Source organism: Spirosoma arboris, from assembly GCF_009754945.1.
GTDB classification, from domain to species: domain Bacteria; phylum Bacteroidota; class Bacteroidia; order Cytophagales; family Spirosomataceae; genus Spirosoma; species Spirosoma arboris.
This window is the reverse complement of the sequence record NZ_WPIN01000001.1, coordinates 65276-80018: the sequence shown is the minus strand read 5'-3', so window position 1 is coordinate 80018 and position 14743 is coordinate 65276. Positions and strand designations below refer to the sequence as shown.

Genomic DNA, 14743 nt, shown 5'->3' with positions numbered 1-14743 from the left:
TTATAACCAATAGCTTACATAGTTTAACAAGAAACATTTAGCTTATTTACCTTCTTATCTCCCAACAACCTGACCAGTAATTCGGAAATAATCGAAGTCAGCATAGCCACCCGTTTGCTGAGTCGCGTAATTGAACAGACCGAACCGATAGCCCATAAAATGGGGAATAGTATAGGGCATCTTCAGCGGCTCTCCGATACGAGTCCAGGTTTTACCATCCAGGCTGTAAAAGAAATTCGCCGTGTCTTTTCGGTCTTTGAAGTCGCACTCGGCTTTCAGATAAGCCGTTTTCTGGCCGAGCGGCACCCGTTTCACCTCAACGGGTTTGCCCGAACCGGCGCTGACCATGACGATGAAATGTTGCCCGTTCTCTCGCTTCACACCCACCAGACCATAATTCTTCTGCAACAGGCTCAATCCCGCAAAGTCGCCCTCCTTTAGGTTCGATACGTCCAGCGCGGTCGAACCCGATGATTCTGGGCCAATGGTGCGTTGGGTAAGCGTGTTACGAGCCAGCACAAATGACGTATCAATTCGTCCGGTTTTCAGCCGTAAAAAGCCTTTCCGGTCGCTAACCGACCAGAGCGTATTATCGGGATTATGGTTCCACTGCCACACCAATGGTACCGCAGAATCTCCTTTCTTACGGGTAAATTCGTCGGAAGCGACAATACCGGGAATCAGGCCTTTGCTGGCGGGCAAGTCGAGGGTTTCTGGAACTTTGCCGTTGACGCCCAATACCGGCCAGCTCCCTTCCCAGGTCACCGGCACCAGATATGGAATACGACCCACGCCACCAAAATCGCGGAAGAGATAGGCGTACCATTTCCCATCGGGTGTATCGATCAGACCACCTTGCGCTACGCCCAAATCCTGAAGTCCAATTCGCCCTTCCCACGGCCCTGTTAGCTTATCGGCGCGGTGAATGACCACCGTTCGCATGCCACCTTTTGGCCAGGTGATGTTGAACAGGTAATACTTGCCATTTACTTTAAAAAGCTGTGATCCTTCGGCGGGTAATCCCCCACCCGTACCGGATGGCAAACTGGCGTTTTCAATCAGTATTTGCTCTGTAGTGCCGGGCTTTACGCCGGAAGCATCGGCGTTGAGTTCGATCAGTCGGAGTTTACCCGCGCCGTAAATCAAGTAAACCCGACCGTCGTCGTCAAAAAACAGGCTATGATCGTGGTAAGCAGGAGTAAATGACGCTGCTTTCCAGGGGTCTTTTTCAATGTCCTTGGTGGTATAGATATAGGTTTTGCCAGTAGTTTGGGCAAAAGTGGTCACGTAATATGTACCCTTGTGGTAGCGAAGACTACTGGCCCATGAACCACGTCCGTAGGTGCTTTTCCCGCTGGTCAGATTCAGCGCATCGACACTGGCCAGCGTATCGTAGGCATAGCCAACCATCTCCCAGTTAACCAGGTCGTTCGATTTCATGATTGGCAAGCCCGGACTCATGTGCATGGTGGTGCTGCTCATGTAATACGTATTCCCCACCCGAATCATGGCCATATCGGGTACGTCAGCGAAGATGATCGGGTTGTGAGCGGTTTGTGCCACAGCCATGAATTGCATCAGCAGCAGAATAAGTCCCAGTAACCCATACCGACGACCTAATAGTGTTGATTGGACACATTTATAGCAAATCTTTATGTTGCCGAACACGCTGGAAAGGTTCATGGATTAGTGTGTTAAAATTCTGATCTGATTAAAGCGAGGTGTATTCACTCCAGAGGCAGCCATGATTTTTAGCTTAACTACCTCGTCGTCATTCACTTTAAGCCGGATTGTTTTCCCATCGACAGAAAGAATCTCGGCTGGTTTATCATTGATTACAAAGCTCACCTGCTCCGGCTTGATATCATCTATAGCACTGATATCAAGAAACTTACCCGCCCGATTTCGGTTCTGTAACTCATACGAAATGAATGAACGGGTACGTCTCCAAAACCGCTCATCATCGTAACCCGATTCACTTTTTTCGCCTTTGTAGGCATGATCGACTTCGGGTTGCTGTTCACCACAATTGATCTTGTCAGCGGTTTTCGCTTCAATAGCCAAGGCTTCTGTTTCCTGTTGCTTTAGCCGGGCTTTCTGTTCGCTATAAGCCGCCGGTGTAAACGTCTGAAAATACATCTGATAGCGGGCATCATGTATTTCATAAAACGGTTGCAGCGTCAACGAATCCAGTCGGAATTTCAGCCCTTCGATAGGCTTAATTTTTGAACGATACGTATCCTCATTGCCGATAAGCGCGTAGGCGTTGTCGAGGGGATACAGTTTTCCCTTTGTTTCATGCCCCATCCGGCTATCGTCGGCAAAAAGTCCGGTCAGATCAGTAGTCGATGTTTTGGCAGCCAGGACAATGGGGCCGTGCACGAAAGCAGCCCAGTTAGAGCCATCGGGCAGGTACTCCAATTGAGTAGCCGTCGTGAAACGAACGGTTAGTTTATCGCCGGTTTGCCATTTTCGGTTGATGGTTGCGTAGGTTGATGGCTCTCCAATTACGTTTTGTGGCTTACCATTGACCAGAATGACAAAATTCCCAGCCCATTTCGGATAGCGAATGTGTACCGAAAAGACCTGCGGCTTTTTTAACGTCAGGGCCAGTTCCGTTTCATTTTTGTAGGGGAAACCCGTGGTTTGGTTGAGCTGCATTCCCTTTTCTTTCCAATCCAGCGTAGAGGGGATAAACAGATTGACAAACAGGTCTTTGTCTGAATGGCTATAAATCAGTTCACCGTATTTGGTGTGATTTTCCAGACCCGATCCTACGCAGCACCACATGCTGGTTTCGGGCTGAGAATATACGCGGTAATGATTTGGACGAATCGGGGTGAAATAAACGAACCCGCCTTTCTCGGGATGCTGCGTCGACAGAATATGGTTGTAGAGCGTCCGTTCATAGAAGTCCAGGTAGCCTGGGTCAGCTTTATCCAGAAACAACGCTTTACTCAGGCGGAGCATGTTAAATGAATTGCAGGTTTCAGGCCCCTGATTCGACCTGAGCATCCGGCTGAAGTCGTTTGTCGGATTGAAATGCTCACGCACGCTGTTGCCACCAAACGCTACACTACGTTTCTGCGAGACATTCTGCCAGAAATACTGAGCCGCATCCGACCAGTCAGTGTTGCCCGTGAGCATGGCTATTTTTTCGTAGCCAATCACTTTCGGAATCTGCGTATTGGCATGAAGTCCTGTCAGCTTATCCTGTTTTTCCAGCAGTGGATTCAGCAGCGCACGATGCGACAGTTTCTGCGCGGTTTCAAGGTATTTTTTGTTTTTGGTCAGGATGTATAAATCAGCAAAGGTTTCGTTGATGCCGCCGTGCTCGGTACGTAGCACTTGCTGAATCTGGTCGTCGGAGAGGGGCTTAATGAGGTCGATAAACCAGTCGCCCAGACCAATCAGTACGTGTTTAGCCTGCTGGTTTCCAGCGTATTCGTAGGCATCTCGTAAACCCGCAAAAAGCTTGTGGATGTTGTACAGCGGTACCCACGTATTGTTCAGACCAAAACTGCTCCCGTCGATATCGCCTTTGTGAATACGCTCCCAAAAGAGTTTCCCCTGCGGAATGCCCCCTACGTAGCCATTCCCGTTTTTGACCTGACAACGAGCCAGTTCCGAGATCATATAATCCAGGCGCTTTTTGAGTTCGGCATTACCCGTAGAGGCATACATCATGGCCAATGCCGACAGATAATGCCCACCAATGTGCCCGTCTAAACCCGAACTTTCCCAGTTCCCGTAACGCTCGGCTTTCAAGGGTAACCCCGCATCGATCAGGTAGGGTGCCAGAAGCTTATCAGGATTTAGGGCCAGTATATAGTTCAGGTCAACGTCCTGCGCATTTTTGAATGCCCCCTTTGTCAGTCTCACTTCCTGTAAGGAAAATGACTGCATCTGCGCCAGCGCCGAAATGCTGAACGACAAGAGAATGGCGATATGTATTAAGTTGGTTTTCAATGAGAAACCTAGTTAAACTCTTGAGTATTTTTTGGCATCCATCGTTTTTGTCATCCCGACGATAGGAGGGATCTTCGGTATTGGCTATTTTATTGACTCATCCGAAGATCCCTCCTGCCGCACCGGCGGACCGGTCGGGATGACAAAAAAATCAACTATTCACCTCCTCAACATAGGGTCATCACCTGCGTATTTGAGGAACTGGAACGACGCTAAATTGGTCGTTGCTTCTCCCGACGACGTAGCATACAGGCCATACACACAACCAATAAACCCACCCGATACTTTGGTGCTGAGAAATTTACCATCAACTTTATCTTTTAAAAGGCTCCAGTTTTCGGCATCGGTTGATGTATAGAAACTATACGTATCGCCCTGCGATGCGATACGTAAACCTACTTTACCCGCTTTAGCATTGAGTGGCACTTCGGTCAGCAATTCCAGCTCCTTTGATTGTGGCTTGCTTTGGTAGAGTTGCAGCACGTCTTTATCCTGCGCTTTTGCTTTACACAGGAAATAGAAATGGCTTTCATCCTGTAGAATCACTAAGCCTGCTTTTTCTTTATCCGATTTTGGTGTAAACGTCAGCTCCGTTTCGGCAATGCTATTGAGGTGCTGCTGGCGTTTTCCGATGAACGAAGGATTGCCCATTTCCATGATCGTTTCAGGCTTCAGTTTCAGCGTCAGTCCATCCTTCTTCGAGAGAGAATATGAATCTTTATCATGGGTACGCATGAACAAAAGCGCCGGATCAAGTGCTTTGTCGAAGGTCATCGTGTAGGCGAAATTGCCCGATTGCGGCAGCGCTCCCTTCTGTTTAATTTCCTTATAATTAACAGGATAATTGTACGAAATAGCCTTCTCACCATGCTCGATCATTGGCCAGTCGTCTTTCCATGTCAAGGGTGCAATAAAGGTTTCACGGCCTGTATTGTAATAATCGCCTTCGTAGGGTCTGACGGCCAGAAAAATCGAATACCACTTTCCGTCCGGGCCTTCCACAAATTGCGCGTGCCCCGCCGACGTAATCGCATTTTTTCGATCGGCAGGCAACTCACGCTGTGTCAGGATCGGATTGCCTTCAAACGGTACGTAAGGCCCCCAAACATCTTTGCTACGTAATACAACTTCGGAGTGATTGACCGACGTGCCGCCCTCAGCCGCGTAGAGGTAATACCAGCCGTTCCGCTTCAAAATGTGCGGTCCTTCAATCCAGACCGGCTTTTTGGAGAGATCCACCCCACCGTTGACGAGTTGCTTTTCTTCACCCACAACTTTCAGATTCACTGGGTCAAATTCATACATCCGGATCGTCCGATGGCCAGAATACAGCGGCTTACGGTCGGGGGCTTCGCTGTTGTAGATGATGTACGCTTTGTCGGTACTTTCATCAAAATAAATGGAAGGGTCGATGCCGCGCACCTGCGGAATTTTAACGGGGTTGCTCCAGGGGCCAGCGGGATTTTTAGCTGTAACGACAAAGTTACCGTCGTGGTCGATGTCGGTGCAGGTAACGTAGAATGTGCCTTTGTTATAGCTGATGCCCGGTGCAAATAACCCACGGGTCAGGCGTTCGCCCATGAAATCCATTTGTTCGGGATGGTCGATAACATTGCCGATTTGCTTCCAGTTTTTGAGGTCTTTGCTGTGCATAATCGGAAGACCGGGAAAATAGGAGAAGGTCGAATTGACCAGGTAATAATCCGGACCGACCTTCACAATGCTGGGGTCAGGATAAAAACCGGTCAGAATTGGATTGACCAACGTAGTCTGAGCGGAAGTAGAAAAATTCATTACCAGGCTCAGGGTAGCAAAAAGTGCCGGGAAAAGGCGATTTTTCATAAGGGTTTGTGCTAATTACTTCTTATTCAGTTTTTATCGTCTGTTTTTGCCATCAAAAATCAACCGCCGGATTTCGGGCAAAGCGGCCAGTGCATCGGGGCTGTCGTTCTGGTTCGGGCTACCACTCCAGACCGTATGTTCATTGAGTTGAATGGTTTCCTTCGCTACGTTTCCATACACCATAGCCCCTAGCCGGCCATTTCCGATGGGTAGGGCATTTTCCCAGATTTGACCGGAAGGTTTGTTATACCAGAGCTTTAACGTCGGCTTGTTTTGCGAAAAACAAACCGTTAGCGAAAAGGTCAAGAGAAAAAGGCAAAGCAGAAGTCGCATTAGCTTAGGTGAATCGTAAAGCACTAAATGAGGTAAGTATAAACTATCATTAGGGGCTTCCTATGAACTAACCGGTAATCCTTCGCTCCTGGTCTTTACTACACAATGCGCTGAGTATCCGGTTGGTGATACGCCAAATTGCTCCTTAAACGCGACTGAAAAATTGTTTACGTTCAGGTAGCCTACAGCAAAGGACACCTCTGAAACACTTAATCCTTTAATGGTTAGCAGTTCCGCGGCCTGTTTCAGTCGAATAGTTCGTATAAGATCTCTGGTCGTTAAATTGGTCAGTTCTTTCAGTTTACGATGCAGATGCACCCGACTGATGCCTATCTCACCAGCAATCATTTCAACACTTAACTCGGGATTGGCCAGGTTCTGATTGATGATCAGATGGACTTTTTCCAGCAACTTTTCCTCGGAGGCCTTAATACTGATCTTTGAAATGAACTCCTCCTGATAGTGTTGCTCATGTTCGTTATTCTTCAAGATCTGTCTGTTTCTGATCAGACCATTAACCGTTTTCAGTAAGATGTCCATGTTGAAGGGTTTGGTGATGTAGGCGTCCGCGCCCAGCTCGAGCCCCTGAACATTACTCGACTCCTCGGTTTTGGCTGTTAATAGCACAATTGGTATATGATTGATCAAGGGATTGGCTCTCATTTTACGGCAAAGCGCCATCCCATCCATTACGGGCATCATGACATCACTGATGACCAGGTCTGGTTTTTCCTTCAATATTCCCTTGTAGGCTTCTTCACCATTGGCATAGGCAAACACACTATACTCGCCGGATAATTCGTCAATTAGGTAGTTACATATCTCGCTATCATCGTCAGCAATTACCACGCGTTTCGATTTCCTTTTCAACCTTGCTGCCCCCGATTGTTCATCAGCTTTTGGTTCAGGTAAGCATTGGATGCCCGGTGCGAAAGGTACTATAACTGGAGATTCAGCGGCAACGATCTCTTCGACAGGTAGGGTTATGGAAAAACAGCAGCCGATGGGCTCTTTATTTTCGACCTGAATAGTCCCACCGTGTAGTTGTACCAGTTGTTTAACCAAATGAAGGCCAATGCCCGTGCCAGATTGGTTATAATCGCGGTGGTCGGCCGATTGGTAAAAGCAGTCAAATATTCGTTCTGTCTCAGCTTCATTAATGCATTGACCCGAATCTTCGATCGCAATGACCAAATCCCGTTGATTTCGGTTCGGTTTCAGGGTTAGAGCCACCCGAATTGTTCCATCGACAGGAGTAAATTTGAATGCATTCGATAGGATATTAATAAGCACTTTATCAAAATTCAGTGGGTCAATTCTGGAAAAAACCCGATCCGTTGGGAAATCCATAACAAAGTGAATCTGTTTGGCATGGATTTGCTCTTCGAATAGCTGACAGATTTCGCTCGTAAAGTGAACCATATCAACACGGTCCAATTGTAAGGCCATCTGCCCTTTTTCAATCTTGCGGATATCCATTAACTGGTTCACCAGATCCAGTATACGTTTTGTATTCCGCCCCATAATGTCGTACAAGTGCCTCCGCTCATTATCCTGATCATGGCTAATTAGTTTTTGCAGCGGACTGACAACCAGCGTCAACGGAGTTCGTATCTCATGGGCAATGTTGATAAAAAACTGGAGTTTGGCTTCATTAAGCTCTTCCAGTCGTTGATGGGCCAGTCTTTCTTCATTAATCCGTCGCCGGTTGCGGATCGTCCGATACACTAGCCCCGACAGGATCAGGATCAATAAGCCATAAACAACTTTCGCCCAGGTCGATACATACCAGGCCGGGTGTATAACGATCGTTACCTGATGCTGGTCAGAAATAGCTTTATTGGCTTTGGCCTTTAACCGAAACACATAGGTTCCAGGCGCTAAGTTATCGAATGTCAATCGGTTAGAACCTAAGCGCAGTTCTACCCAATCGTTGTCATTGATGGAATACAAGTAGGAAACTCGTTCGGCATCAATAAAATCCATTGTCGAAAATCCCAGTGTGAATGAGTTATCCTGATGGGACAAGTGAAATTCGCTGGCACTATTGACGGTCGTATCAACGACTTGATACCCACCTGATGTTGTCCCTTTTCGTACCGGTTTACCGTGGATATAGAGGTCAACAATCTGTACTGACAGTCGTTTGTTCGCAATGCGTATCTCATCGGGTTTAAAATAGGTAATTCCATTTACCCCGCCGAAATAAAGTGCTTCATTATCAACCTCTATGGATGCTCCCTGGCTAAATTGATTACCCTGCAGTCCGTCGGCAGAATAGAAATTGACAAACGTATTGGTTTCCAGGTCCATTCTTGACAAACCCCGGTTGGTACTGAGCCATAAGTGACCATCATTATCACCTTGGATGGCGGAGATCATACTGCTGGGTAAGCCATTGTCTATATCAAACGACGTAATCTCCCTGGTTGAACGGGTAAGCCTTTTCAACCCTTGAGATGTCCCCAGCCACAAATTGCCCTTCGTATCGTCAAACAGGGAATAGATGACTATACCCCTCAGGAGATTGTTACTACCAAAGGTGGAGACAAAATTTTCCGTATCCAGATCCAGGCAGGCCAGGCCATCGAATGTCCCAATAAATAACTTATTGTCTTTGGAGACGAGCAGACAGTTGATCCAGTTATTCGGGATTTGATTATAGGTAGATTGGTACAGTTTACTGGGTAGCGCGTCAAAGCTTTTGACGTTTTCAGAGGAAAGATCCAGGCAGAATAAACCAGAACCCATCGTAGCCACCCAAAGTCTGTGTCTGGAATCTTCTTTGATACTAAAAACCCGCTGAACGTTATCGCCATTTTTATCAACAAGCTTACTTATATAGCTGCTCTTGCCTGTTTTTCGGTCAAATTGTACCAGACCACTTAAATAGGAACCAAGCCAGAGATTTTTCCTTGAATCCTCAAAAATGGTCATAATATTGGCGGGTACAGACCCACCCTCAGTATTCGGCTGGTAGTGTACACTGGTGGTAGAGCCCGGCGAAAGCGCATATAAGCCGTCATTATCGGTACCTACCCAAATCGTTTTTTGAGTATCCTGAAATAAAGCCATGACGGTACTTGAGCCGATCGTATTACTGCTAACCGATTTGTAACCTATGTAGCCGAACCGATTGGGATTACCCGAAATTAGTAATAGCCCCTTCTGAAAAATTCCGATCCATATATTACCAGCCTTATCTTCCTGAACGGAATGCACCTTGGATTTCGAAAGATCGAAGCTGGTCACATTCGAAGTCAAATCCAGAATCTGGTTGGTAATCGGATCAAAATACTTCAACCCTTTCCCACTAGTGGCCATCAGGATCTGATTGTTCTGATTGACCACTAACTCCTCGATTGGAAGATCTGTACGGCCATGATACGGGATGGCAATAAAAGTCTGACTGGCAGGGTCATACTGGTAAAGCCCGCTGCTCATATTGCCGACAAACAGGCGGCCATATCGATCCTGACAGATACTCTTAACCACATTATTCTGTACTTTTTTGGAGACAAAAAAGGATCTGACCGAATGCCCGTCAAATCGATAGAGCCCTTTGTCTTCTGTGGATACCCACAAGTGCTGCTCCGTATCCTCAAAAACCCTGACAATCAAATCAGTATGGACATCCAAATGTATTTTTTGCCCCCAAAGCTTACCTTCTTTTCTGATAAGTTTAAAGAGGCCACGACCAGATGTACCGACTAGAATATCTCCATTTTTTCGTTCGCAGATGCTTACTACCCGCGTACTTACAATAGTTCCGTCATCCAGTTTGAGGGGTATTCGGTGGAAGGAGTCACTTGCTGGGTCGTAATACTGTAAGCCATCGATTGAACCTACATACATTCTGCCAGCTTTATCCTCGGACAACGTCTGAAGTTGATTATTTAAAATCCCCGTGTCGTTTTTTTTATCGTGCCTGTACACCGTGAATGTTATTCCGTCAAACCGGTTTAAGCCGTCTTCGGTAGCAATCCACAAGAAACCACTTCGATCCTGATGGATATCACTAACCACACTACCTGATAGACCGTTTTCGACCGTAAACAACTTCCCGGACTGGGCTAGCGTGGTTATTGGGGACCACAGCCAAAAAATAAGTAATACGATTCTGAGAGGCATCTATTGTACTTTTTGATTTGCTACCTATACATCTACACCGAGATAAAGGCTTAGCTACGAAGATAGCTTTAGTAAGGTAACTATTGTATCCTACATGGTAAGGTCAGTTTAGGCCTAAAACACCTCTAAGGGCAACTCGACTCACTTTCGTTTTCCAAAAATTCGCTGTAACATTTTGCCATCGTCAGGAATCATATAATAACAATTGAGGACAAAAGTATATTGACATAATCCAAAACGTACATAAAGCATGTTACATGTTTAATTGCCCATGTTACATTTTATAAATTAATTCAGTTGAAGAGCTACGTTTAGTGGTGTAGGGTATTCTGAGCGATGTTTTTACGGGATCTCTTCCATGATTATGCAGGGTTTCAATCTTTGCTTAAGAGCGAAGATTGAAACCATTACTAGCTCCATTGGTTAATCTGTTCTACCCGGCCATGCCTATGGGGACCTGCATCATTTGATTACTTACCGTTTATATGCCTCATAGTATTGTCTGGATTATTATTGTTTTGTCGATTGGCGGGGTCATTATTCGTCCTTTTAAAATACCTGAATTCATCTGGGCGGTTAGCGGGGCTACCCTACTGCTTATCCTTGGCCTGATTACTCCTACTGAAAGCTTGTCGGGCATTACCAAAGGAACAGACGTATATCTGTTCCTGACCGGCATGATGCTTCTGGCCGAAACGGCCCGGGAAGAAAAACTTTTTGACTGGCTGGCAGCCCATGCCACTCGGCTTTCCAACGGATCAGCCAGCCGACTTTTCGGGCTAATTTATCTGGTGGGCATGGTAGTCACTACGTTTTTGTCCAATGATGCTACGGCCGTTGTGCTTACCCCAGCCGTAGCAGCTGCCGTCAAAACGGCGAAGGTCAAAAATCCATTGCCCTATTTGTTTATCTGTGCCTTCATCGCCAATGCCGCTTCTTTTGTACTGCCTATTTCCAACCCGGCTAATCTGGTTATTTACGGCACGCACATGCCTCCTTTATTAGTCTGGTTAGGCCACTATACATTGCCCTCTGTTGTATCAGTTGTTGCTACCTACGCGATCCTGCGCTTCACCCTGCGCAATAGGTTACGGGAGTCCGTTGCGCAGGACATCTCCATTCCGATCCTGTCGCCGGGTGGGCGTTTAGCTATCATCGGTATTGCCGTAACTGCGCTTATTCTGTTGGGGGCATCAGCGCTTGATAAACCGTTGGGTCTGCCCACGGCCATAACCGGTTGTCTTACCTCTGCGCTGGTGCTGATCCGGGCCAGAAAAAATCCCTGGGGGATCATTAAAGACGTATCGTGGGCTGTACTGCCTCTGGTAGCGGGACTATTTGTACTGGTGGAAGCTCTGGCAAAAACAGGTGTTATTCAGGAGCTGACTACGCTGTTACGTACCAATACAGACCAGTCAGTATCGGAAACGACTTGGTTGAGTGGTGTTGGCGTAGCAATTGCCTGTAACCTGGTTAATAACCTACCTGCTGGACTAATTGCAGGCACAGTCGTACAGGCTGGGCAGGTTCCCGAAGTGATCAAAAGTGCGATCCTCATCGGTGTTGATTTGGGACCTAATTTGTCAGTTACGGGTTCGCTGGCTACGATACTATGGCTGGTTGCACTACGCCGAGAAGGCCAGTCAGTCAGCGCGTGGGAATTTCTCAAACTGGGTGCCCTGGTAATGACGATACCATTGCTTTGTACTCTGGGCACGGTCTGGCTCTACTACCGATACGTTTGATATAACACCTTAAGATAGAGCTTAAGATAAATTAATTTCTTCCTCAGCCCGTACTTAGACAGGGGTCGTAGGTTTGCCTTCATAAGTAATCAAGTCGCACTCATAAAACGCAACCATTCGATTTTATGCTCACGGTTACAATGAGTCATTCATGGTGCCAGAATGACTCATTGTAACCGTGAGCATAATAGGCAACATTTTTAGGTACTTTTCTCTACAATACTATTGAGTAATTACCGAAATAGCCATGAAGTTATTTACTGAAAATCAGGGCGTGGTATATTATTAAGTCCATCCACCTAACCTGGTACGAAATTTACGCAGCCTAAATGATGAAGTCGCACCATTAGTTTACTCAACGCAAGTGCCCCATTAAAAAATGCTTAACGTATCGCCTGCAACAGCTACCCGACAACCCAGCAAAACCAGCCTGCGGGCGCTGGACACCGCCAATTTCTTTTTAGCCGATGTTCGGGACGGGCTTGGCCCCTATCTGGCTATTTATTTATTAACAACGTTACATTGGCAGGCGCAGGACATCGGTATCGCCATGTCGGTAATGGGAATTGCCACCGTAGTTGCCCAGACACCGGCGGGTGCTCTGGTCGACCAAACCCGACGGAAGCGTGTCTACTCGATTGTTGCCTCACTCCTGATAGCCCTGGCCGCCATCATCACGATTACCGTGCCGACTTACCCGGTAATCATGGGAGGGCAAGCCATTATGGGCGTAGCAGCCGCCTGGTTTGCCCCTGCTGTTGCTGCTATTACGCTGGGATTGGTTGGGCCCAAAGCCCTGGATAAGCGCGTTGGCCGTAACGAAACCTTTAATCATGCCGGCAACGTATTTGCAGCCCTGCTGGCCGGATTGCTGGGTTATTATGTCAGTACAAAGGGGATTTTCCTGCTGTTGGCCGCTATGTCTATTCTAAGTAGTTTGTCAGTCTGGCGCATTCAGGAAAAAGACATTGATCATCAACTGGCCCGAGGTTGTACGGAAGAAGAAGAGCAAGCTAGTGACGGTAAATCCTCTGGCTGGCGAACTGTGCTCGGCAATCGGTCGATTCTGTTTTTTGCGCTGGCCTGTGTGCTTTTCCATTTTGCCAATGCTGCAATGCTCCCCTTACTCGGTCAGCGACTGGCTCAGGGGATTAATGCGGGCGCATCGTCGGCCTACATGTCGGCCTGTATTATTGTGGCGCAGCTCGTCATGATTCCCGTTAGTTATCTGACCGGCAAACTGGCTCCACAGGGACGTAAACGCTTGCTGCTCATTGGCTTTGCTGTATTACCCATTCGAGGGCTGCTCTACACGCTGACCAGTGATCCAATATTGCTGGTTGCCATTCAGATTCTGGACGGCGTTGGCGCAGGGATTTTTGGGGTTTTGTCGATCCTGATTGTTTCGGATCTGACACGTGGCTCCGGGTTGTTCAATACCATACAGGGGGCCATTGCCACAGCGGTTGGATTGGGAGCTTCGCTTAGTAATGCATTTGCCGGTGCCTTGCTGCAACGTACGAGCTACCATTTCGCTTTTCTAACCCTGGCTGCGCTCGCTGTCGTTGCTCTGGGCGTATTATGGTTTTTTGTCCCGGAAACGAGTTCTCAGAAAACCTAAAGTCTACCTGGCAATGGGTAATTTCTCTTTCTACAACTGAATTGACTATATGAACAACCATCGACTTTATCCTATATTCTGTTGCCTGATAAGTCTGTTTTTTGGTGCTACACTTACCGGCTGTCTGACCTCCCGACAGACGGCATCCACCCTGTCAAAAGTTGCCACTGATAATTGTGTCATCGATTCCAGTGGTACGTCGGGCTATGTCTTTCACCCCATTGACCTACAAGTGGGTTCAACGGACGATTCGCTGCTTCGGTATCGTTACGGCGAGCGCGGCCTTCGGATGGCGCAGGCCGTAGGACTCACACCATTGCTAGTGCGTATAACGCGACTGGAGCAGCAAAATCCCGATCAGCCAGCCTCGAACGAGTACCTAACAATCCGGCAAAAAATGACGGACCAACTTCAACTGGCTAGCTTCGATATTGCTACGGCGGTTGCCCTGGTCGACTGTGATAGTAAACGGGCTGCGTTGACGGCGACGTTACTAACCCGGCAGGAGAACAGCCGGGAAAAGCGCATGACCATAAGTGCCATCACCACCGGTGCATTAACCGCCCTGATGGTTGGGTTTCTTAAATTGGGCGATCATGAAGATGCGGGCGAGTGGACTGGCATTGGTGGTGGGCTGGCCGAAGCCAGTTTAGGCATTACATCATTGCTACAAAAACCACCCAAAGCCGACTATCGTCACCTGCGCAATCCACTACGGGATATATGGACGCACCCGACCATATCGACCGTTTTTCCTCCGTTGGTTTGGTATTATCTCAACAAGCCCAAATCGGCGGGTACCCCCTCGCTGATCGATGGATTACGGAGTCGATGGGACATTCTGGTCTCGCTCAATGCAGATGCCAGACGAACCCGGAAGCACAAACGTAAGGAGATTAATTATTTTGGGGATGGCGATCTCTATACGGCCGAAGACTTAACTGTCCGCTCGACAATGCTGGGACAATTGGCCACTGAGCTTCAGTTGATGAACAATGACCTGACCATTCTACTTAACGAGATTGTGCGGCCACTCAAAAAGTAGTAGCCGAACTGAAACTAGTTTTTAGGCGTAAACGCCGTTTGGGAGTTTACATATTCA

The 14743-nt window shown here is 47.5% G+C and carries 8 protein-coding genes; 3 read left to right on the top strand and 5 right to left on the bottom strand.

Annotated elements, in window-relative coordinates; translation table 11 throughout:
- Positions 1-54 precede the first annotated feature (54 nt).
- The 5 genes from GO755_RS00430 to GO755_RS00410 all read right to left on the bottom strand — a co-directional run bounded on the left by GO755_RS00430 (position 55) and on the right by GO755_RS00410 (position 10275).
- Complete coding sequence (locus GO755_RS00430; protein ID WP_157583268.1) at positions 55-1578, bottom strand: glycoside hydrolase family 43 protein; 1524 nt, start codon at positions 1576-1578, stop codon at positions 55-57.
- Between the two features lie 108 nt (positions 1579-1686).
- A complete protein-coding gene (locus tag GO755_RS00425; RefSeq protein ID WP_157582597.1) occupies positions 1687-3969 on the bottom strand; it encodes a glycoside hydrolase family 127 protein in 2283 nt (760 codons plus the stop codon).
- A gap of 159 nt (positions 3970-4128) precedes the next feature.
- Positions 4129-5811, bottom strand: coding sequence for a glycoside hydrolase family 43 protein (locus GO755_RS00420; protein WP_227686818.1), 1683 nt, complete (start codon positions 5809-5811; stop codon positions 4129-4131).
- A 33-nt stretch (positions 5812-5844) separates the two neighbouring features.
- Positions 5845-6144, bottom strand: coding sequence for a glycoside hydrolase N-terminal domain-containing protein (locus GO755_RS00415; protein WP_394350992.1), 300 nt, complete (start codon positions 6142-6144; stop codon positions 5845-5847).
- Positions 6145-6204: 60 nt separating this feature from the next.
- A complete protein-coding gene (locus GO755_RS00410) occupies positions 6205-10275 on the bottom strand; it encodes a hybrid sensor histidine kinase/response regulator transcription factor (RefSeq protein WP_157582596.1) in 4071 nt (1356 codons plus the stop codon).
- Between the two features lie 485 nt (positions 10276-10760).
- On the opposite strand from GO755_RS00410, the gene GO755_RS00405 reads away from it, so the two are divergent.
- The 3 genes from GO755_RS00405 to GO755_RS00395 all read left to right on the top strand — a co-directional run bounded on the left by GO755_RS00405 (position 10761) and on the right by GO755_RS00395 (position 14686).
- On the top strand, positions 10761-12020 hold the full coding sequence (locus tag GO755_RS00405) for an arsenic transporter (RefSeq protein WP_157582595.1): 1260 nt from the start codon (positions 10761-10763) through the stop codon (positions 12018-12020).
- 379 nt (positions 12021-12399) lie between these two features.
- Positions 12400-13641 (top strand): MFS transporter, encoded by a 1242-nt coding sequence (locus GO755_RS00400; protein ID WP_157582594.1) that lies wholly within the window; start codon positions 12400-12402, stop codon positions 13639-13641.
- Between the two features lie 49 nt (positions 13642-13690).
- On the top strand, positions 13691-14686 hold the full coding sequence (locus tag GO755_RS00395) for a hypothetical protein (protein WP_157582593.1): 996 nt from the start codon (positions 13691-13693) through the stop codon (positions 14684-14686).
- Positions 14687-14743 lie beyond the last annotated feature (57 nt).